12 protein-coding genes, 1 pseudogene and 1 riboswitch are annotated in these 22,524 nt (G+C 67.2%); of the genes and pseudogenes, 8 read left to right on the forward strand and 5 right to left on the reverse strand.

The features are described 5' to 3' along the window. Positions 1-85 (forward strand): annotated as a pseudogene (locus ACFYZR_RS29670) (IS5/IS1182 family transposase); the annotation flags it as partial. A gap of 40 nt (positions 86-125) precedes the next feature. Here ACFYZR_RS29670 and ACFYZR_RS29675 read toward each other — a convergent pair. Then, positions 126-1,793, reverse strand: a complete 1,668-nt coding sequence (locus ACFYZR_RS29675; protein ID WP_391915843.1) for a lytic murein transglycosylase — start codon at positions 1,791-1,793, stop codon at positions 126-128. Positions 1,794-1,925: 132 nt separating this feature from the next. After that, positions 1,926-4,964 (reverse strand): FG-GAP repeat domain-containing protein, encoded by a 3,039-nt coding sequence (locus ACFYZR_RS29680; protein ID WP_391915845.1) that lies wholly within the window; start codon positions 4,962-4,964, stop codon positions 1,926-1,928. Between the two features lie 371 nt (positions 4,965-5,335). Here ACFYZR_RS29680 and ACFYZR_RS29685 point away from each other — a divergent pair, with 371 nt between their 5' ends. The 3 genes from ACFYZR_RS29685 to ACFYZR_RS29695 all read left to right on the forward strand — a co-directional run bounded on the left by ACFYZR_RS29685 (position 5,336) and on the right by ACFYZR_RS29695 (position 13,159). Next, positions 5,336-11,638: an RHS repeat domain-containing protein gene (locus tag ACFYZR_RS29685; RefSeq protein ID WP_391915848.1), complete on the forward strand. Its 6,303-nt coding sequence runs from the start codon at positions 5,336-5,338 to the stop codon at positions 11,636-11,638. A 28-nt stretch (positions 11,639-11,666) separates the two neighbouring features. Beyond that, a complete protein-coding gene (locus ACFYZR_RS29690; protein ID WP_391915850.1) occupies positions 11,667-12,065 on the forward strand; it encodes a hypothetical protein in 399 nt (132 codons plus the stop codon). A 158-nt stretch (positions 12,066-12,223) separates the two neighbouring features. Then, positions 12,224-13,159, forward strand: coding sequence for an LAETG motif-containing sortase-dependent surface protein (locus tag ACFYZR_RS29695; protein WP_391915852.1), 936 nt, complete (start codon positions 12,224-12,226; stop codon positions 13,157-13,159). A gap of 65 nt (positions 13,160-13,224) precedes the next feature. Here ACFYZR_RS29695 and ACFYZR_RS29700 read toward each other — a convergent pair whose 3' ends face one another. After that, on the reverse strand, positions 13,225-14,700 hold the full coding sequence (locus tag ACFYZR_RS29700; protein WP_391915855.1) for a SulP family inorganic anion transporter: 1,476 nt from the start codon (positions 14,698-14,700) through the stop codon (positions 13,225-13,227). Between the two features lie 106 nt (positions 14,701-14,806). Next, complete coding sequence (locus ACFYZR_RS29705; protein WP_391915858.1) at positions 14,807-15,409, reverse strand: carbonic anhydrase; 603 nt, start codon at positions 15,407-15,409, stop codon at positions 14,807-14,809. A gap of 506 nt (positions 15,410-15,915) precedes the next feature. Between ACFYZR_RS29705 and ACFYZR_RS29710 the strand changes: the two genes are divergently transcribed. From ACFYZR_RS29710 to ACFYZR_RS29725, 4 genes are all read left to right on the forward strand, one after another. Continuing rightward, positions 15,916-16,173, forward strand: coding sequence for a DUF3311 domain-containing protein (locus tag ACFYZR_RS29710; protein WP_391915860.1), 258 nt, complete (start codon positions 15,916-15,918; stop codon positions 16,171-16,173). Further along, the gene (mctP, locus tag ACFYZR_RS29715; protein WP_391915862.1) at positions 16,170-17,801 is read left to right on the forward strand and encodes a monocarboxylate uptake permease MctP; all 1,632 of its coding nucleotides are present in this window, start codon (positions 16,170-16,172) and stop codon (positions 17,799-17,801) included. Before ACFYZR_RS29710 ends, mctP begins: the two co-directional genes overlap by 4 nt. Before the next feature lie 163 nt (positions 17,802-17,964). Further along, positions 17,965-18,109: riboswitch (cobalamin riboswitch) on the forward strand. Positions 18,110-18,266: 157 nt separating this feature from the next. Next, on the forward strand, positions 18,267-20,666 hold the full coding sequence (locus ACFYZR_RS29720; protein ID WP_391915865.1) for a ribonucleoside-diphosphate reductase subunit alpha: 2,400 nt from the start codon (positions 18,267-18,269) through the stop codon (positions 20,664-20,666). Next, positions 20,666-21,682, forward strand: coding sequence for a ribonucleotide-diphosphate reductase subunit beta (locus ACFYZR_RS29725; protein ID WP_391915867.1), 1,017 nt, complete (start codon positions 20,666-20,668; stop codon positions 21,680-21,682). Before ACFYZR_RS29720 ends, ACFYZR_RS29725 begins: the two co-directional genes overlap by 1 nt. 128 nt (positions 21,683-21,810) lie before the next feature. Here ACFYZR_RS29725 and def read toward each other — a convergent pair whose 3' ends face one another. Further along, positions 21,811-22,452 carry a peptide deformylase gene (def, locus tag ACFYZR_RS29730; protein ID WP_391915870.1) on the reverse strand — a complete coding sequence of 214 codons (642 nt, stop codon included), beginning with the start codon at positions 22,450-22,452 and terminating at the stop codon, positions 21,811-21,813. Between the last annotated feature and the right edge of the window lie 72 nt (positions 22,453-22,524).

Here is a 22,524-nt window from a genome sequence, read left to right on the forward strand (position 1 = left end):
CCGCCGGGCCCGATGCTCCACCAACCGCATCAGCCGCATCGTGCAGGCCGTCCACACCCTTTTGACCTGCGGCTATTCAGGATGAAAGAGGTTCACTACCAGCGGAATCGCCGTGCCTGAAACGGTCACTGGGTGACAGCGGGCTCAGCGGCGACAGTCAGCTCGACGTACAGGGTGATGCCGTCGGCGGTGGTGAGCCGGAGGACGTACGTACCGGGGTGCCCGTCGGCCTGGATCGGCGGGAGGGTAATCACACCGTCGGCGCCGGGCGGGGGCAGGACGAGGGTGCGAACGGCCTTGCCGGAGGCGTCGCCCGGGAAGTACGGGCCGAGGCTGTTCTCGGCGGGGCTCTCCTTGCTCGTGACGAAAGTCGCGGTGAGTACGGTGCCGAAGGCGGGCTGCCCGTAGCGGGTGGCCTTGATCCGGAGTCTGTCGGCGAAGGTGCCGTTTTCCGATGCGGTCAGAGGCTGTTCGCCGACGCACATCAGCGTGTCGGCTGTGGCTGTAGCGGAGAGCCGTGCGTTCACACGGTACGTCACGTCCTTGCCGGCACTGCTCGCCATGACGACGAAGCCGCCCGGCCTGTCACCGACGCGCAGCCGTGGAGCGACGGCGAGGCCCTGTGCGTCGGTGCTGACGGTGACGGTCGTGGCGTCCCCGTACCCGGGGAAACGGGCATCGGTGGCGGCGCCGACGATCTCGAAGGTGACGTCCGCTCCGGAAACGGGATCGCCATAGGCGTTGCTCGCCCGGACCCGCGCGACCTGGTCAAGCTCCTGTCCGGTCTCGGCGTCGCGGCTCCGCTCCGCGAGGGGGGCGAGACGGGTCACGGTTCGAGGGTCGGGCTTGGGCCGGGGCTCGGGGATGGGATCGGGCGTGGGTTCGGGTGCGGGCTGCGGCAGGGGCTTGGGCTCTGGCTTGACGACCGATGAGCCGGACGCCGACGTACGCACGACCGCATGCGCGGGAGTGCCGGACCGCCCGTCGGCCGGATCCGGGTGATGGGGGACGGCCGGGGCGTCATTGGGGACGGCGGTGACCTTGCCACCCTGGTACGTCCGCATCCACTCCAGGACGGCGTTCACGTATTCACGTGAGTTGTTGTAGCTCAGGATCGCTTTGTCGAGATCGGCGGGATCCGTGAGGTTCCGGTCGCCGGCGCAGAGATAGCGGGCGGTACCGAGGGCGGCGTCGTAGATGTTGTTGGGGTCCTTGACCCCGTCACCGTTGCCGTCGGCACCCCAGGTGACCCAGGTGGAGGGGATGAACTGGGTGGGGCCGACGGCACGGTCGTACTCGGTGTCCCCGTCCCAGCGTCCACCGTCGGTGTCGCGGATGAGCGCGAACTGCTTCCCGTCCAGCCGCGGCCCCCGGATGGGTCGCTCGGTGGAACCGTCGGTGCGCAGCCCGTACCCGGAGGCATGCACGGACTCCACCCGCCCGATGCCGGCGACCAGCTCCCATGGGATCCGGCACCCCGGCTGGCTCGTGGCCAGCGCCTGCGCGGCCTTCTTGTAGGCGTCCAGGGCAGTGGCCGGAATCCCGGCTTCCCCGTTGGCCGACGGGCTCGGCTGCGCGGGCTTCCGTAGATCGGGGAGGACGAGATTGGGTACGCCCCTGGGCTGCGCGCCCTGTGCACTGTCCGGCCCGGGCGCGGCGGGGTTCGCCTGAGCAGTGAGCGGACCGGCCGCGGCGGCGGTGGAGAGGGAGACCGCCAAGGCGGCGCCGCACAACCCGCGACGGGTACGACCGGCGAGGCGGATGGGGGCGAGCTTCACCGGTGTGAGCTTCATGGGGGTGCTGCTGTCCTCGACGTGTTACGGAATCGGATATCGGGGCCGACGCCCCCATGGTCTGTGCCGACCTGTTTCCCTCGGGGACAAGCGCTTACGGGCGCCTGTCCCCGAGAGTGCTGAGGCACAGGGTCAGCTCAAGGACTGGAACAAAGACCAGCCGCCGGTGCCGATGGGCCTCGGGTCCCCGTGCCCGGTGGCCGCGAGCTTGGGATAGAACAGCAGACCGGCACTGTCGTTGTCGGTCGTGGACCACAGGTCGGGAACACCGTCGTTGTCGGCATCGCCGCCCGAGGTAATCAACGGCCTCGTTGTGGGCCACCAGCTGCGGCCGATCTGGATACGGGTGCTTCGGTCGCCCAGCCCTTCGCCTGCGGTCCCGATCCCCTGGTAGAGGTAGAGGGCTCCGGTGGTCCTCTCCCGGGCGATCATGTCGGAGCGCTTGTTGCCGCTGACATCGCCGGGGGCGAGGATGTCGTAGTTGCTCCAGCCACCGTCACCGATCAGAAGCGGAGGCTGGTCGAGGTTCTCGTCCAGATAGCCGCTGGGTGAGCCGAAGTACAGCCACAACTGGTCGCCTTCCTTGACCAGGAGGTCCGGGTAGCCGGGCCGATCAGCTTCACCGATGACTCCGTCCCCGTCGATATCGAGCGGACCGTCCACGTCGCCTATGGCCAGGATCTGACTGGCCTTCTGCCAGTGGTTGTTCTGCTCGTCGTAGAGACGGAGTTCACGAGGCGGAGTGTCAGTGAGCTCGCCGCGCCCGTTGTTGGGCCGCACGTAGAGCTTGTTGACCTTGTCGACCGTATCGAAGCGGCGCTCGATGAGGTCCTCATAGCCATCGTCGGTCCAGTCGCCGCGATGAGTGATCAAAGAATCCTTGAAGTTCTGGTTCGTGGCCAGAACGCCCGGCCCGACGCTCCCGTCACCCAGTCCGGCGTAGATCCGCAGATCCCCGTTGGTGCGGACACCGTACATGTCGGGGTTGCCGTCACCGTTGAGGTCTCCCGGCTCATCGGTCTTCTTCAGGCCCTCGGTGTAGAAGAGGTAGGCGGCTTCGTCCGAGCGGTTACCCGCGCCGTCCAGGCTTCGGACGTAGACCTTGTGCGGGCCGGCGGCCATCGGCGTGATCTTGACCGAGGCCGAACCGCCCGGCACGTCGGGCTTGGCGATGTTGACGGCGGAGTTCCAGTCCGTCCAGTACTCGTACTTCTCGACGTCCTTCACCCCACCGGCGCTGAAGGTGAAGGTCCCAGGGGTACGGACGGTGCCAGTGTTGGCGGGCCATCCGCTGCTGCCGTCCGGGTACTCGGCCGAGGCCACGGCCGGCGGGTTGCTCGGACGTGACTTGTCCACGGTGAATCGGCAGGGTTCGCCGGGAGCCCAGGAGGACACGGAGCGTCCGTCGTCGGCGCGGACCTGCCAGGAATGGAGGGCGCCGTCCTTGAGTACCGACCTGGGCACGGTGACCCGGGCAACGGTACCGTTGGTGACGGAGACGATCTGGCTGAAGATCGAGGGCGTTCCGTCGGTGTGCCACATGTTGAAACGCGCCTTGACGGTTCCGCCGTCCGGGTCACTGATCTTCGCGTAAAGCTGGATGTCCGTGTCACCGATGGTCACCCGGGGGTTGGCATGGCAGGCCACGGACGGGTTGGTGCCGACATCGGTTGGGGTGTTGGGCGGAGACTCGTACTCAGTCGACAGCGTCGCCGACTTGGCGTCGAACTTCTTCCAACCGAAGGTGTCGGACTCGTCACCGGCACGCAGTCCCAGCGTCCAGTTCGGCCACTTCTTCTCCTGCGCCTGCTTGGTGGCCGCAGTCACGTCGAATGCCAGGTTGCCGCCCGGGCAGGAGCTGCCCCAGCCCTTGGCGTCCTTAACCGAGTCAATTTTGTTGATCCACTTCGGCTGGTCGTTCCAGGATGTCTTCGAATGGATCGTCCCGGTGTCCCAGATCTGTACCTCTCGTGCCTGGCACGACCAGGACCAGGTGTTCTTGATGCGGAACGTGGACTTTACGATCTGCTTGCTGCTGTCCCAGAGGTTCTTGGTGTCCATCTGGAAGAACGAGCGCCCCAGGCCATCCGTCTCGTTCTCGTAGCCGATCCGGGCGTCATTGGTGGACTTGCCCGAACCGCCCCAGCCCGATCCGTTGAAGAAGGCACTGTTGGGATACTTCTTGTAGGCCAGCGCCCACGCCTGCCGACCACCGGAGACATAGGGGTCAATGTAGACCGGGTACCGGGTGTCCTTGCCGTTGAGCAAGGACTGGTCAGGCGTCAGAGCGAGCTGGTCCTTGCTCGCCTCGATCGGCATCGCCGATTCCTTGGCTCCAGCGCCGGGCTCGAATTCGTTTTTCGTCGGCTCGGCAACGGGGGTGACCGCGGCGACGGAACGAACCGCGCGAGTAGGGGCTGCCTGCCGTGTTGAGCTGTCCCACATGCGCGGAGTGGGGGCCTGGAAGACCTCCTGCCCGGCGGGGTTCACCGCGCTCAGGTTCCCGTGCTCGTCCGTGGAGACCTTCACGCCATCGGCGGACATACCGAACTTGATGGTCTTCAGCTCCGGGTTAGCCGCAGCCTGGGGCGACTTGACCACGAGCAGCTGGGCGAAACCGTCCGACCCGGCACGCAGCTTCAGGTCCACGTCGGGCAGGACATCCGGATAGGTCGCCGTGTCGCCGTCCACCGTCGGCTTCGGGAGAGGCTTCGGCCATGACAGGGCGATGCTCCGCCCGCCACGAGTAATGGTCGCCAGCGGCCCCGGGCCGCCACCTGAGAACTCGACGCCGACCGCAGTCGCCTTCGGGGACAGCTTGCCGCCCTTGACACTGCGAAGCGTGGCATCGATGTCCACCAGCTTTCGGTCCTTGCGAACCCGCTGCGGAACTGCGTAGCGCTCCTCGGTGAACGTGCCTGAGGGATTGGCGAACACCGAGGACGACTCGGTTCGCCGCGATATCACCTCGACCGGCTCACCGGACTCGGCGGCTTGCGCGGCGGCGCGCTGGGCGTCGGACTGCCGGGAATCGACACGTTCGCTGCTGGAAATCGGAGCAGCCGCCGCAAGTGGCGGTACGGCGGCTGCAGCTAGGCCCCCGGCGAGAGCACAAGTAAAGAGAGAACGCCAGCGTGCGCGTCCTCTGCGGCGCGGCGGCGGTGCAGGCATGACCGTCCTTAGATTCAGGAGGAAATGAGTTGGATGCGACGCCGGAGCGAGAAGTGCAAAGCGTACGCCAAGCGAGGGTAATGCAGAAAGGGAGTTTAAACCGACCGCCAACAGGCAGGCATAGCAGGGCATTTCAAGATCATTTCCGTGATCTTGAGGACCTTCGACCCGTCCGTTTTAGGACCTTCGCCCCGTCAAGAAAAGGTAAGGAGAAGTTAATGTTCCGTCGATAAGTTCTTCGATACGGGGGCGGCGTGCTGCGTTCCTTCAACCGCGGCGAGGCCGCGGTTCATTTGTCTTCACAAAGACCACGGCAGAGGGTTTGGAGGCGGATAGCAGCTGCCTCCGTCACCCTTGCCATCACCGGCGGAATGCTGTCCACTGAGTCGGCAGCATCATTTGCATCTGACAAGAAACCTCAACCCGGGCTGAACCGGGTCAAGCCTGTCCCGGTAAGCAAAGTCAAGGGCGGACGAGCGACCAAGAGCGACCAGGCTGGCAAGAACGCCTTGAAGAAGGCGCCGGTCGTGGCATGGCCGAAGCCCGGCAAGGCCACCGCCGAGCTCGTGACCCCCACGGACTCCTCGCGTAAGCCCGCACCGCGCAAACTGCGTGCCGGAACACTGCCGCTTGCCGTGACCCCCGCACCCGCGAATTCCGCTCGGAAGCCGGGTGCGTTGAGCAAGGTCACCGTGGAAACCCTGGACCGCTCGGCCGCCAAGAAGGCCGGGGTCGAGGGTGTGCTCCTCAAGGTCGGTGCGGGTGACCAGCTCGCTTCGGGCAGCGCCGTCGACATCGAGCTCGACTACTCCGGCTTTCAGTTCGCCTACGGCGGTGACTGGGCCTCCCGCCTCACCCTCGTCCAGCTTCCCTCGTGCGCGCTGACCGATCCGGACAAGGCGTCCTGCAAGACGGGAAAGCCCCTGCAGGACGTCCGCAACGACGTCAAGGACGGCAAGCTCAAGGCGAAGGTGGCTCTCCCCGTCACGGGGACAGGTGTCACGGGCGCCCGGCAGAAGCGCTCGGCCATGGCGGCGCCCATGCTCCTGGCGGCGACAGCAGGCCTGTCCGGTGCCTCTGGTGACTTCAAGGCCACCTCACTGTCCCCCTCCGGGGTATGGGAGGCGGGTGGCTCATCGGGCGGCTTCTCGTGGTCGTATCCGATGAACGTGCCCGCCGTACCCGGCGGACTTCAGCCCCAGCTCAACCTCGGCTACTCCTCCCAGTCCGTCGACGGCAGGACCGCCGCGACCAACAATCAGGCGAACTGGGTCGGCGACGGCTGGTCACTGGCCGACAACTTCATCGAGCGCAAGTACAAGTCGTGCCTCGACGACATGAAGGACGGCAACAACAAGGCCAAGAACGGTGACCTGTGCTGGGGCCCCGACAACGCCACCATCTCCCTGAACGGCAAGGCCAACGAGCTGGTCAAGGATGACAAGACCGGCACATGGAAACTCAAGCGTGATGACGGCACCAAGATCGTCAGGCTGACGGACACCGCCCGCGGCAACGGCGACAACGACGGCGAGTACTGGCGTGTCACTACCCCGGATGGCACCCAGTACTACTTCGGCTACAACCGACTCCCCGGGTGGTCCTCTGGCAAGACCGAAACCAACTCCACCTGGAACGTCCCGGTCTACGGCAACCACAAGGGTGAACCCTGTTACAAGGACTCCTTCGCCGATTCTTACTGCAATCAGGCCTGGCGCTGGAATCTCGACTACGTCGTCGACCCAAACGACAACGCCATGGCGTTCTACTACGCGGCCGAGACCAATCGCTACGCCCGCAACGTCAGCCTGACCACGGGCAAGGGCACTCCCACCGAGTACGCGCGCGGGGGCTACCTCAAGCGCATCGAGTACGGTCTGCGCGCCGACAACGTCTACGGTTCCAATGCCGCGGCAGCAAAGGTGAACTTCACTGAGGCCGAGCGCTGCCTGGTCTCCTCCGACTTCAACTGCGCGGAGGACAAATTCACCAAGGACAACGCCAAACAGTGGCCCGACGTGCCGTTCGACCAGTACTGCAAGCCGGGCGACAAGGAGTGTAAGGACCAGTTCTCCCCCACGTTCTGGACGCGCAAGCGCCTGCAGAAGGCGAGCACCGAGATACTCACCGGCGGCAAGTACCAGCCCGTCGACTCATGGGAGCTGGAGCACCAGTTCCCATCCACTGGTGACGGTTCGGCCCCCGCGCTGTGGCTGGCTTCCCTGACCCGTACCGGTCACACCGCCGGCAAGACGGAGTCCCTGCCACCCATCACGTTCTCGGGCGTGCAGATGGCCAACCGCGTGGAGCAGGGGACGGACCCGATCCCGCCGCTGGTCCGCTACCGCGTTTACGGCATCGACACCGAGTCCGGCGGCACCATCGGGATCACGTACTCCAAGCCTGAGTGCAAGGCGGGCGATCTGCCCAATGAGTCCTCCAACTCGCGCCGCTGCTACCCGGTGTACTGGTCCTCCAAGGACTCTCCGGGCGCGGACAACAAGGAGATCAAGGACTGGTTCCACACCTATGTGGTGACCCAGATCCTGGAGAACGACAACACCGGCGGCGCCCCGGCCAAGCAGACCGACTACGAGTACCTCGGCGGTACCGCCTGGGCCAAGAGCCAGGACGAGCTGGACAAGCCGGAGCACCGTACGAACAGCGTGTTCCGGGGCTACGAGCGAGTGCGGACCCACACCGGCACCGGTGACGACAAGCGCACGCTGACCGAGCACCGGTTCTTCCGTGGTATGGCCGGATCCCAGGTGGCCGACGGCGAAGGAAACAAGGTCGACGACCACGAGAGCTTCGCCGGAATGCCCCGCGAGCAGGCCACGTACGAGGGCGACGGCGGCAAGCTGCTTTCCGCCGTAGCCTACGAACCGTGGCGTAAGGGGCCCACCGCATCACGCGCCAGGCCCGGGCTGCCCTCGCTGGAGTCCCACGTCCTCGGCATGAAGGCGGAGAACGCGCGCACGGCTGTCGGTGACGGCTGGCGCCGCACCAAGGCGGAGCGGACCTTCGACGACTACGGCATGGTCGCCACCGAGTCCGACCTTGGTGACACCGCCAAGTCCGGGGACGAGACCTGCACCGTTACCACATACGCCCGCAATCCCAAGAACAACATTCTCAACGCCGTCGCATCCCAGAAGAAGCTCGCCACAGTCTGTGGCAGTACCCCGGATCTGCCCGGCGACCTCATCTCGGAGAAGCGTTCCTACTACGACGACTCCACCGCATTCGGCGAACTGCCTGAGAAGGGCGCGGGCCGGGTCACCCGCACCGACGAGAACGACGGCAAGGGCACCGGCTTCATCACCACGGAGACCAGCGCCTACGACGCCTATGGGCGCCAGGTGACATCGGTGGACGCGTTGCGGAACAAGACCACCACGGCTTTCACTCCGGCGGCGGGCGAAGCCCCGGCCAAGACGGTGGTCACCAACGCTCTCGGTCACACCACGACCACCGAGCTCGATGCCCGCCGAGGCCAGGCCACGGCGATCGTCGACGCCAACGGCAAGCGCACCGATTCCGAATATGACGCCTTCGGCCGTCTGGCCAAGGTCTGGCAGCCCGGACGGGACAAGGGCACCTACCCGGATTCGCCGAACATCGCGCACGCCTACGTCTACTCCAAGACCTCGCCGGTCGCGGTGAAAACCACTGTTCTGCACGGCGATGGCACCTTCGCCACCTCGTACACCCTGCTGGACGGGCTGCTGCGAGTGCGGCAGTCGCAAGCCCCGGCCTCCAGCGGTAAGGGGCGGGTGATCACCGAGTCGCACTACGACAGCCGTGGGCTGGTCCGGAAGGCATACGGCGGCTACTACGCCGACGGTGATCCTTCCGCCACTCTCGTGAAGGCGGACGACACCAAGGTCCCCAACATCACCGAGACCGTCTACGACGGTGCGGGACGCGCCACGGCGTCGATCGGTCGCAAGTACGGTGACGAGACCTTGCGGTCCACCACCACCTACGAGGGTGACCGCACCACCGTCGTCCCGCCGAAGGGCGGTACGGCCACCACCACGGTCAGCGACGCCCTGGGGCGGACCAGTGAACTGATCCAGTACACCAACGCGGACCGCACCACTTCGCAGTCCACCCACTACGCATACGACAAGCACGGACGCCTCGCCAAGGTCACCGACCCGGAGGGGACCGAATGGAAATACGGCTACGACTTCCGCGGTCGCAAGATCCGGGTCGATGATCCGGATAAGGGTGCGTCCGCCCTCGCATACGACGACCTCGACCGTCCCGTCACAGCGACTGACGAGAACAAGCGGACACTGACGACCGGGTACGACGCGCTGGGCCGCAAGACCGCGGTCAAGCAGGGCGACACCCTCCTGTCGGAGTGGACGTACGACAGTGTGGCCAAGGGATGGCCGACCGCAGCCAAGCGATACATCAGCGGCAAGCCCTACGTCACGGAGACGACCGCCTACGACGACTCCTACAACCCCAAGGCGTCTCAGGTCACCGTGCCGGACACCGAGGGAGCTCTGGCCGGCACCTACAGGTGGTCCTACCTCCACAACGCCAAGAGCGGCCTGCTGGAATCCACCACCCAGCCCGCTCTCGGTGGTCTTCCGGCCGAGCGGGTCACCACTCGTCACACCAGCACCGACCTACCCAAGGAGACCTCGGTCGGCGGTCAACTGCTGGTGTCGGACACCACCTACGACGCCTTCGGACGCTCGATCCGCGACCAGTACGGGCCTTCCGGCAAGCGGCTGTACACCATGTCCGAATTCGACGAGCAGACCGGGCGACTGACCCGGGTCGTCAACGACAGGGAGACCGCACCTCAGCGCATCGACGACACCCGCTACGCCTACGACCCGGCCGGCAACATCACCCAGCTGACCACCACCGATGGGCAGGACGGCGCCGCCGTCACCGATACCCAGTGCTTCACCACTGACGCACTGCAGCGGATCAGCAACGCCTGGACCACGACGGACGGCTGCGCGGCCAAGCCGGACTCCGAAGCCAGACCGCAGATCGGTGGCCCGAACGCCTACTGGCACTCGTACACCTACGACGCCGTGGGCAGCAGGGCCACGGAGACCCGGCACGATGCGGGCGGAGACTCTGGCAAGGACATCAAGCGCACCTACACCTATCCCGAAAAGGGCAAGCCGCAGCCCCGGGCTCTGGCTTCGGTCACGACCAAGGTCGGTGGCAAGGACATTGCCACCGGACCGGACACGTTCACGTACGACCCGGCCGGCAACACGACCCGGCGCCGTGTCGCCGACAAGGATCAGCAGCTGAGCTGGGACGCGGAGGGGCACCTGACCAGGGTCGTCGAGGGCAACAAGACCACCAGCTTCTCTTACGACACCGACGGCAACCGGATTATCCGCCGTGATGCCGAAGGCACCACGCTCTATCTGCCGGGAGGCAATGAGCTCCTGCTGAAGCCGGACGGGAAGACCAAGGTCGGCACTCGCTACTACAGCCACGGAGACAAAACAGTCGCCGTGCGCAGTGAAGGCAAGCTCACCTATCTGCTCTCCGACCACCACGGAACCGCCACGACCGCCGTCGACGCGACGAGCCAGATGGTCACCACTCGTAGAACGGACATCTTCGGCGCGCCTCGTGGAGAGCAGCCGGCCAGTTGGCCCGGCGAGCGCGGATTCGTCGGCGGCACCAAGGACAAGGCCACCGGCCTGACCCACCTCGGCGCCCGTGAGTACGACCCCGCACTGGCCCGGTTCATCAGCGTGGACCCGATCATGGATCTCAGCGATCCGCAGCAGCTCCACGGCTACAGCTACGGCAACAACAACCCGCTGATCCACAGTGACCCCAGCGGCAAGCTCTTCGGTGGCTGGGGCTCCATCATCGGGCTCCTCCCCGGCATGGGTGCGATCGGCGCCGTCATGGATGCCATCGACGAGATGGAGGAGGTCATCACACGCCCCTCCAGCTCGTGGAGCCGGGGGTACAAGTCGACCTACAGCGGCGGTTCCGGCTACAGCAGCAGGTCCTCCTACCACGGTGGCGGAAGCATGGGGATCCGGCCGTGCGCCAACTCCCAGTGCGGTACGCCAAAGATGAGGCCCAAGCCTCTGCCTCACATCAGTGGTCCCGGCGGCGGCCAGCTGAACTTCCTCAAGGAAGTCGCCATTACGGGGTGCAGCTGGCTTATCCCCGTCGTATGTGACGCCTACGACGTCAAGCGCTCCTATGACGAAGGCGACACTGCGGGCGTCTGGATCGGAGTCTTTGCCGCGATCATTCCCGGCGGCGACTTGCTGAAGGCCGGGAAGCAGGCCAAACGGCTTGAGAAAGCAGCTGAAAGCGGAGAGGACGCGGGCAAGGCCGCCAAGAAGTCCGAGCGGTCGGAGGGTAGCCACAAGAGCGCCACGGTGCCGCGGGACATGATGGACCCGAAGTCCATGCAAGGCGCTTCCATCGATGAGGTCATGGACCTGACGAAGGGCGACGGCTGGATGAGGCAAGACGCGCCTTTCGCAACAGGAGGCGGGATAATGCTCAAGAAGGGGAACCCGACAATCATTCTCGAATACGGCGACCCGGTAAAGTCCCGCGATCTGCTCCATAAGGGCCCGTATTTGAAATACCAGATGGGCAAGAAGCCCGTAAGGATACCCCTGGAAGGGAACCCCTCTTTGGGCGGGTAAGGCTGTAAGCACGACGGGAGACACCGACGTGGAGCAGTCGATGAAATCCATAAGGCACGTCTTTACACAGAGGGTCTATTCCATGGAATCGATCACCCACGAAGAAGAGTACGTCCGCTTCAACGCGCGCGAGTATTCACCACTGTGGTCACTTCTGGCCGACTGGTCGAAAAGCGAGGACGAAGAGGAGTGGCGTCAACACATCCCCGTCTTCACCGAGATTATTTCTCGATGGTCTCGGAAGGGATACATCGCAGTGCACGTGGGGCCCGAGTGGCCCGCCTTCGACGGCGGCGAGCTGATCACAGGACCGGATCTGGAACGGCTCCTAGAAGACCACACAACCTGGGAGTACGAGGAGAATCCTGATCGCGTGATCGGTCTCTCCCCAGGGCGGAATTTTCAAGAGATTCCTCCCGCGAGATAGCAGCTGACTGACGCAAAGAAGCGAGGTGGGAGCCGGTTTACAGCTCCCGCCTCGCCTTGTCTGTCCACATGGGACACCCCCACTCGATGAAACCCTCAACATATTCCGCGCAAGGCATTCTTTTGGCCTCGCCCAGAAAAGTAGGTACACACGTGAAGTTGACCCGTATATCCGCTGCCGTCGTCGCCGCCGCACTGGCCCCGGCCGTTTTCTTCTCCTCCCCGGCGTTCGCCGCAGACGGCGTCGAGGAGACCGCTGCCTCTGTCCCGGACAAGGCCGCTGAGGCGAAGCCGGAGGAAGGCGCCGACAAGAAGCAGGCCGAGGAGGACAAGGCCGCGATTCTGAAGATCCTCGGCGAGGAGAACATCGGCCGCGGTCTCAAGCGAGAGGCGGAAAAGGCCCTCAACGGCACTCCCGAGGGCATGCGCGCTTTCCTTACCACCGGTCAGTACAAGGCCCGCGACGAGGACAACCGCTTCGCGATCCTGAAGATTCTCGGGACGGGCAAGGACGTCGGTCCGGGCGTCACGGAAGCCGCGAACAAGGCGCTCAACGGTACGCCCGATGACCGGGTGAAGTTCCTGGAGAGCGGCTATAAGGCGGCTCGGACCGCGGATGACCGCGTCCGTACCGTTCAGATTCTGAGCGTCGGCGGGCCCGCCGTGCAGGAAGCCGCCAAGAAGGCGCTCAAGGGGACGCCCGAGGACGTTCGCCATTTCCTTGAGGTCGGGCAGTTCGAGGCCCGCGCCAAGGACGAGGCCGCCGAGAAGGCCGCCAAGGAGGCCAAGGAGAAGGAAGAGAAGGAAGAGAAGAAGGACAAGGACAAGGGCGGTTCCGAGGCCGGCGACGGCAAGGACGCCAAGCCGTCCACCGATGACACGAAGAAGCAGGAGAACGGCGGCTCCGGTGCCGTCGTGAAGCCTGCCTCGGAGAAGAAGGACTCCGCCGGCTCCGGCACCGCTTCCGCCGGTGGTCAGATGGCCGCCACCGGTGCCGACTCCTCGCTCCCCTGGGCCGTGGGCGGCAGTGCCGTCGCCCTCGCCGCCGGTGCGGGCATGGTCGTGACGGCACGGCGTCGCCGCGCCGCGAACTGACGGCAAGGTACAGAGCCCCAGAGGAAGGGGGGAGGAGCGGAGCACCGCCCCTCCCCCCTTATCCGTTACCGCCGTACCCGGACCGCCTCCGTCCCCTCCGCGTTGTGGCGTTCCGCCCATCCCTCCAGGGCCGTGCGGCACGCGTGGTCCAGATGGCGGACCGCTGACAGGTCGAGCTCGACCGGGCGGTCCTGCGGGAGGGCCTCCAGGGTCTCCAGCAGGCGCGGGAGGCGCAGGAAGGTGGCGTGGCCCGTGATCGTCACGACCAGGCGGCCGCCGGTGAGTTCGCGGGTCTCGACGTGGACGTGGGAGACCTCCCACGCCGTCTTGACCACCGCCAGCAGCAGCCCCAGCACCACGCCCTCGAACATGCTGGTCGTCACGATCGCGACGGCCGTGGCCGCCAGCACCAGCGCCTCGCCCCGGTGCTCCCGCCACAGCGGCGGCAGTTCCCGGACCGGGACGAGCTTGCAGCCCGCGTGGACGAGGACGCCCGCCAGCGCGGCCAGGGGGATGACGCCGATCGCGGCGGGCAGCGCGACAGCGAAGACCAGCAGCCACAGGCCGTGCAGGATTCGGGAGAGCGATGTCTTGGCGCCCGCTTGGACGTTGGCGGCACTGCGGACGATGACGGCGGTCATGGGGAGGGCGCCCAGGACGCCGCAGACCGTGTTGCCCACGCCCTGGGCCAGGAGCTCCTTGTCGTAGTGGGTGCGCGGGCCCTGGTGCATCCGGTCGACCGCGGCGGCGCTGAAGAGGGACTCCGCCGAGGCGATGAGGGTGAAGGCCAGGACCGTGCCGAGGGCGGCGACGCTGCCGAGGGAGGTGAGGTCGTTCAGGCCCGGTGGCCGGATGGCGTCGGCGAGGCCCTTGACCTCGACGCGGGCGATGTCCGGGCCGGCGGCCGCGGTGACCGCCGTGGCCAGGGTGACGGCCACCAGCGGGGCGGGGACGAGCCGGGCCTTCCCGGGGAGATTCTTCCACAGGACGAGGACGGCGACGGTGCCCGCGCCCACCGCCCACGCGATGACGGAGTCGCGGCCGGTCACGGCGTCCGTCACCAGACCCGGCAGGCCCATGATCTTCGCGAGGCCCGAGCCCGGCTGCCGGACGCCGGCCATCGTGTAGAGCTGGCCGAGGACGAGCACCAGCCCGATGCCCGCGAGCATGCCCTGGACGACCGCGACGGATATCGCGCGGAACCAGCGTCCGAAGCGCAGGGCGCCCAGGGTCAGTTGGAGCACGCCCGTCGCCAGCACGATGGCGCCCAGAGCGCCCAGGCCGAACTCCTTCACCGCCTCGAAGACGAGGACGGTCAGCCCGGCGGCGGGGCCGCTGACCTGGAAGGTACTGCCCGGCAGGGCGCCGACGACCAGGCCGCCGACGATGCCGGTGATCAGGCCGAGTTCGGCGGGGACGCCCGAGGCGACGGCCACGCCGACGCACAGCGGGAGGGCCACCAGGAAGACGACCAGGGAGGCGAGGGCGTCCTGGCGCAACGCGCCCCGGTCGCCCGTAAGGGATTTGAGGGTGGAGAGCATGGAGGTGGGGGTTCCTTGGGGTGTCGCTCGCGCCGCGGGAGCGGGAGAGGCTCCCGCGGCGCGAAAAAGGTCCGCTTGCCTTGCGTCGTAGGAGCGCCCGCCCGCCTCAGAGGGGCCCGAACGTACGGCTGCCGCCGCCCGGCCGGTGCGCACGGACCGCACCCGTGTGGACCTCGTAGTACCAGGCGTGGAGGGAGAGCAGCCCTTCCTCGATGCGTTCGCGGACGCACGGGTAGGTGCGCAGCCGGTCGAGCTGGGCCACGGCGTGGCGCTGGACCGCTTCGGCGAGGTCGGCGAGGTCGGCGCCGAAGGACGAACCGGCCGCCTGGGTCGCGAGCCAGTCGCGGACCGCGGGGGCGGCGGAGAGGTCGTCGCCCTGGACGAGGGCGCTGATCGCGCCGCAGTGGGAGTGGCCGCAGACGACGATGTCGCGGACGCCGAGCACGCGCACCGCGTACTCGATGGTGGCGGTCTCGCCCATGGGGCGGCCGTCGGCGTACTCGGGAACGATGTTGCCGGCGGTGCGGAGTTCGAAGAGTTCCCCGGGGCGGGCGCCGGTGATGAGCGAGGGGACGACGCGCGAGTCGGAGCAGGTGATGAACAGCGCTTCCGGCGACTGGCCGGCTTGGAGGGCACGGAAGCTCTCGGCGCGTTCGGAGTCCGCGACGTGGGCCGCGAAGGAACGGGCGTGGGCTATGAGCGACTTCATGATGGGCCTGCCTCCTGCGCCCGTGACGCGTGTGGGGACGCGCCGGGCACGGTGTGGTCGGGTCGGATCAAGAGCGACGGACACCGGGGGACCCGGTGTCCGGATGCGGCGTGCCGGGGCCACTGCTTCGGGGCGCACCGGCTGCCGGGGCTCGATTCTGCCCGGCCGCCGCGACAAACACTTTACCTGCGCATTACCCGTCGATGACAGACTGAAGTTTCGTCAAATACTGGACAACCCGGGCCCGCACAAGGCGACTTGACGCCACATGTACGCGGCCCGCCACCAACCACCGTCCGGACGATGGGATTCCGCCCGCGCCCCAGCTGGTGTTGCCATTCCGATATCCGGAAAGGGGGTGACGCCCGGAGGCGCCCTCACCTAGATTTCCAGCGCATTACGGCAAGTGATCGCACAGGGGACGGAGTCACCGCATGTCGGAACCACCCGAGCATCCACCCGGCCGCGCGGCCGCACAAGCCGCCGAGGACGGCCATAAACCACTCTTGACCGTACGCAACCCGGTCTTGACCGTCCCGCTGATCGTCGCGGGAGTATGCCTCGCCATCCCCTTCGTGGCGATGCTCTGGGTGGACTCCTACGCCAGGCTCACCCCGGCCCTCATCGGCATCCCCTTCTTCTACTGGTACCAGATGCTCTGGGTGCTGGTGTCCACCCTCCTCACCGTCATCGCCTACGTCATCGTGCGTCGGCGTGAGGAGACGGCCCGGCGGGAGCGGCACACAGGAGGTGAGAAAGGGTGAAGGACGGTGTGAACGGCGTGGCACTCGCCGTCTTCCTCTTCTTCTTCGTCGTCGTCACGGTCATGGGCTTCCTCGCCGCCCGTTGGCGAAAGGCCGAGAATGCCGACAACCTCGACGAATGGGGCCTGGGCGGCCGGTCCTTCGGCACCTGGGTCACCTGGTTCCTGCTGGGCGGGGACCTCTACACCGCCTATACGTTCGTGGCGGTACCGGCGGCGATCTACGCGGCGGGCGCGGCCGGCTTCTTCGCCGTGCCGTACACGATCATCACCTACCCGCTGGTCTTCACCTTCCTGCCCCGCCTGTGGTCGGTGGCGCACCGGCACGGCTATGTGACGTCGTCGGACTTCGTCCGGGGCCGGTTCGGCTCCCGGGGCCTCTCCCTCGCCCTCGCGGTGACGGGGATCCTGGCCACGATGCCGTACATCGCGCTGCAACTGGTCGGCATCCAGGCGGTGCTCGACGTCATGGGCGTCGGCGGCGGCGAGAACGCCAACTGGTTCGTCAAGGACCTGCCGCTCCTCATCGCCTTCGGCGTGCTCGCGGCGTACACCTACTCCTCCGGGCTGCGCGCCCCCGCGCTGATCGCCTTCGTCAAGGACGCGCTGATCTACATCGTGATCATCGTGGCGATCATCTACATACCGATCAAACTGGGCGGCTTCGAGCACATCTTCAGCAAGGCCGGCGAAGCGTTCGCGACCGAGAATCCCGCGACCGGGAAACCCCGGGGTTCGCTGATACCGGGCGCGGAGACGCAGTGGGCGTACGCGACGCTGGCGCTCGGCTCGGCGATGGCGCTCTTCCTCTACCCGCACTCGGTGACGGCGGTCCTCTCCAGCAGGAGCCGCAATGTCATCCGCCGGAACACCACCATCCTTCCCCTCTACTCCCTGATGCTGGGCCTGCTGGCGATGCTCGGCTTCATGGCCATCGCCGCCGGGGTGAAGGTGAAGAACGGCCAGCTGGCGATCCCCCAGCTCTTCGAGGACATGTTCCCGGACTGGTTCACCGGGGTGGCCTTCGCCGCGATCGGCATCGGCGCGCTCGTCCCGGCGGCCATCATGTCGATCGCCGCCGCAAATCTCTTCACCCGCAACATCTACAAGGACTTCCTCAAACCGGACGCCTCCCCCGAACACGAGGCGAAGGTGTCCAAGCTCGCTTCCCTGCTGGTCAAGGTCGGCGCGCTCGTTTTCGTCCTCACCATGGACAAAACGGTCGCCATCAATTTCCAGCTGCTGGGCGGCATCTGGATCCTCCAGACCGTGCCCGCGCTCGTCGGCGGGCTCTTCACCCGCTGGCCCCACCGCTGGGCGCTGCTCGCGGGCTGGGCGGCCGGCATGGCGTACGGGACCTGGCGGGCCTACGCCACGCCGAGCGCCACCCAGGATCACTTCGGGAACACCAACCTCATCCCCCTCATCGGAGAAAAGGGATATATCGGGCTCACCGCCTTCCTTCTCAACGTGATCGTCGTCATCGTCGCCACCGTCGCCCTCAAGGCGCTGAAGGTGCCCGACGGCGAGGACCGGACCCGGCCCTCGGACTACACGGCCGACGCCGGTGACCCGGGCGTCCGCGCGGACCTCCCGCCGGCCACCGCAGGAGCCCCCGGCGGGCACTGACCCGCCGCCCCCGGAACCATCTCCCAGGGGTCCTCCGGAGGGCCGCCACATCCCCGTCCAGGGGGCGTGGCGGTCCTCTTCTCTTGCCCTGCCAGGGACGCCCGTTAGCACATTCCGCGACCGCTTCATGACGCGACGACACAACATGTGGGGGCGCGTGCGAGACCCGGCACTAGATGTATGCTCGTCTCCGCTGTCGTCGCAGGGGAATCCGGTGGAAATCCGGAACTGTCCCGCAACGGTGTATGTGTGCGCATATACCCAGCGCACCTGAAGTCCGACGACCTGCCGACAGCGCGCCCACCACCGAGCCTGCCCCGGCTCGGCCATGGGCGTTGAATTCGTCCGGGCCCCGCGGGTTGGGTCGATGGACGCCTACGAGGCATGCCCTGGTGCAAGTGGCATGCGCGTGCGCGCCCCTCGCTCTCCCGCCCGGCCCACCCAGCCGAGCGAGGGAGAGCCTCAGTGACCATCGCGCCCGCAGATCCGGTTTCAGCTCCGGTCTCAGCGAATGCGGAAGCGACCGGCGGCCCCGGGACCGCGCTCCTGCGCACCCTGACCGACCTCACCGCCGACCTTCCGGCCACCGACCCGGGCAAGGTCGCCGCCGCCGCGCTGCGCGGCCGCAGCGCCGCCGCGGACGACGCCGAGTTGCGCTCCCTCGCCACCGAGGCCGCCGCCGGCCTCATCGCCGAGGAGCCGGAGTACTCCAAGCTCGCCGCGCGCCTGCTCACCCTGGCCATCGCCGACGAGGCGGCCGGCCAGGGCGCCACCTCCTTCTCCGCCTCCGTCGAGGTCGGGCACCGCGAGGGGCTCATCGCCGACGACACGGCCGCCTTCGTGCGCACCCACGCCGCACGCCTGGACGCCCTCGTCGAGACCGCCCTCACGGACGGCGCGGACGACCGCTTCGGCTACTTCGGCCTGCGCACCCTGCACAGCCGCTACCTGCTGCGCCACCCGATCCACCGCGACGTGATCGAGACCCCGCAGCACTTCCTGCTGCGCGTCGCCTGCGGCCTCGCCGAGGACCACTCGGAGCGGGCCCTGGAGGACGTCGCGGAGCTGTACCGGCTGACGAGCACCCTCTCGTACCTGCCGTCCTCCCCGACGCTGTTCAACTCCGGCACCCGCCACCCGCAGATGTCGTCCTGCTACCTGCTGGACTCCCCGCTGGACGAGCTGGACTCCATCTACGACCGCTACCACCAGGTGGCGCGCCTGTCGAAGCACGCGGGCGGCATCGGCCTGTCGTACTCGCGCATCCGCTCGCGCGGCTCGCTGATCCGGGGCACCAACGGTCACTCCAACGGCATCGTGCCGTTCCTGCGCACCCTCGACGCCTCCGTCGCCGCCGTCAACCAGGGCGGCCGGCGCAAGGGCGCGGCCTGTGTCTACCTGGAGACCTGGCACGCCGACATCGAGGAGTTCCTGGAGCTCCGCGACAACACCGGTGAGGAGGCCCGCCGCACCCACAACCTCAACATCGCGCACTGGATCCCGGACGAGTTCATGCGCCGCGTCGAGACGGACGCGGACTGGTCGCTCTTCTCCCCCGCCGACACCCCGGACCTGGTCGACCTCTACGGCGACGAGTTCGACGCCGCCTACCGCGCCTACGAGGCCGCGGGCAAGGCCGTCAAGACCATCCCGGCGCGGGTGCTCTACGCCCGGATGATGCGCACCCTCGCGCAGACCGGCAACGGCTGGATGACCTTCAAGGACGCCGCCAACCGCACGGCCAACCAGACGGCCGAGAAGGGCGCGGTCGTCCACTCCTCGAACCTCTGCACCGAGATCCTCGAGGTCACCAACGACGGCGAGACCGCGGTCTGCAACCTGGGCTCGGTCAACCTCGCGCAGCACCTCGGCGCCGACGGCGAGATGGACTGGGAGAAGCTCGACCGTACGGTCCGTACGGCCGTCACCTTCCTCGACCGCGTCGTGGACATCAACTTCTACCCGACCGAGCAGGCCGGCAGCTCCAACAGCCGCTGGCGCCCGGTGGGCCTGGGCCTGATGGGTCTGCAGGACGTCTTCTTCCGCCTGCGCATGCCCTTCGACTCCCCCGAGGCGAAGGCCCTGTCCACCAAGATCTCCGAGCGGATCATGCTCGCGGCGTACGAGGCCTCCGCGGACCTCGCCGAGCGCCACGGCCCCCACCCGGCCTGGGCCGCGACCCGCACCGCCCGCGGTGTGCTCCACCCGGACCACTACCCCAACGCCGTCGCCGCGTGGGAGGACCGCTGGGAGGCGCTGCGCGCCCGCATCGGCCAGGTCGGCATGCGCAACTCGCTGCTGCTCGCCATCGCCCCGACGGCGACCATCGCCTCCATCGCCGGCGTCTACGAGTGCATCGAGCCGCAGGTCTCCAACCTGTTCAAGCGCGAGACGCTCTCGGGTGAGTTCCTCCAGGTCAACACCTACCTGGTGGAGGACCTCAAGAAGCTCGGCGTGTGGGACCGCGCCACCCGCGAGGCCATGACCGAGGCCAACGGCTCCGTCCAGGACATGAAGTGGATCCCGCAGGACGTCCGCGACCTGTACCGCACGGCCTGGGAGATCCCGCAGCGCGCCCTGATCGACATGGCCGCGGCCCGTACGCCGTACCTGGACCAGAGCCAGTCGCTGAACCTGTTCATGGCCTCGCCGACCATCGGCAAGCTCAGCTCGATGTACGCGTACGCCTGGAAGCAGGGCATCAAGACGACGTACTACCTGCGCTCCCGCCCGGCGACCCGGATCGCCCGCGCCGCGTCCTCCTCGGCCGCCGCGACCACCATCCCGGTGCAGCAGGCCGCGCCCGACGCGGACGCCATCGCCTGCTCCCTTGAGAACCCCGAGTCCTGCGAGGCCTGCCAGTAATGTCGACCGAACGCGCCAAGAACCTGCTCGACCCGGGCTTCGAGCTGACCCTGCGCCCCATGCGCTACCCGGACTTCTACGACCGGTACCGCGACGCGATCAAGAACACCTGGACCGTCGAGGAGGTCGACCTCCACTCGGACGTCGCCGACCTCGCCAAGCTGTCCCCGGGTGAGCAGCACATGATCGGCCGTCTGGTCGCGTTCTTCGCGACCGGCGACTCGATCGTGGCGAACAACCTCGTGCTGACGCTGTACAAGCACATCAACTCGCCCGAGGCGCGCCTGTACCTGTCGCGGCAGCTGTTCGAGGAGGCCGTGCACGTCCAGTTCTATCTGACGCTGCTCGACACCTACCTGCCCGACCCGGACGACCGCGCCGCGGCGTTCGACGCGGTGGAGAACATCCCCTCCATCCGCGAGAAGGCCCAGTTCTGCTTCAAGTGGATCAACGAGGTCGAGAAGCTGGAGCGCCTGGAGACGAAGGCCGACCGCCGTCGCTTCCTGCTCAACCTGATCTGCTTCGCCGCGTGCATCGAGGGCCTGTTCTTCTACGGCGCCTTCGCCTACGTGTACTGGTTCCGCAGCCGCGGTCTGCTGCACGGCCTGGCGACCGGCACCAACTGGGTGTTCCGCGACGAGTCCATGCACATGGACTTCGCGTTCTCCGTCGTGGACACCGTCCGCGAGGAGGAGCCGGACCTCTTCGACGACGAGCTCCAGCAGCAGGTCACCGACATGCTCAAGGAGGCCGTCGAGTGCGAGCTGCAGTTCGCCCGCGACCTGTGCGGTGACGGCCTGCCGGGCATGAACACCGACTCCATGCGCGAGTACCTCCAGACCGTCGCCGACCAGCGCCTCCAGCGCCTGGGCATCGCCCCGGTGTTCGGCTCGGAGAACCCTTTCTCCTTCATGGAGCTCCAGAACGTCCAGGAGCTGACCAACTTCTTCGAGCGCCGCGCGTCCGCGTACCAGGTGGCGGTCGAGGGTTCGGTCTCCTTCGACGACGAGTTCTAGGACGGTGAACCGCGCCCCGTAAGGGGCGCGGGGAGCTGCGCGACCAGCCCCCACCGGCCCGCGGTGGCAGGACAACGAAGGGCCCGTACGGAACACGTTCCGTACGGGCCCTTCGTCACGTCACGACGTCAGTCGTTGGAAACGACCGCGTACCGCGGCGTACCCTCCGCCATCTGCCGAAGCGCGTCCTTGCGGTCCCGCTTCGACAGGCGGTCGATGTACAGGTAGCCGTACAGGTGGTCCGTCTCGTGCTGGAGGCAGCGGGCGAAGTAGCCCGTGCCCTCGACGGCGATCGGGTTGCCGTGCATGTCCTGACCGCGCACGACGGCGTAGTCGGGGCGGGCGAGGGCGGCGTAGGCCGTCGGCACGGACAGGCAGCCCTCGTTGGAGTCGTCCAGGACGCGGCGCTCGGCCGGCAGCTCGTCCAGGACGGGGTTGATCACGTGGCCGACGTGGCGGACGCCCTCGTCGTCGGGGCAGTCGTAGACGAAGACCTTGAGGTCGACGCCGATCTGGTTGGCGGCGAGGCCGACGCCCTCGGCGGTGCGCTGGCTGGCGAACATGTCGTCGATCAGCTGCGCGAGCTTCTCGTCGAACTCGGTGACGTCCTGGCACTCCTTGTGGAGGACCGGGTTGCCGACGACGGTGATCGGACGGGAGGTGCCCCGCTCGCGGTGGGCGCTCTCGCGCTCCTCGCAGTCCTCGGTGTCCACGATGAACTCGCTCTTCGGCTCGTCGTTCACCGACTGCTCAGTGTCTTGCTGCGACATCTCCGCCGTACGCCTCTCTCACAACCCGAAAGCAATATCGTGCCCTGAATCCACCGGGCCCCATACAGGGTA

The sequence above is a fragment of the Streptomyces sp. NPDC001678 genome (assembly GCF_042892945.1).
Taxonomy (GTDB): domain Bacteria; phylum Actinomycetota; class Actinomycetes; order Streptomycetales; family Streptomycetaceae; genus Streptomyces.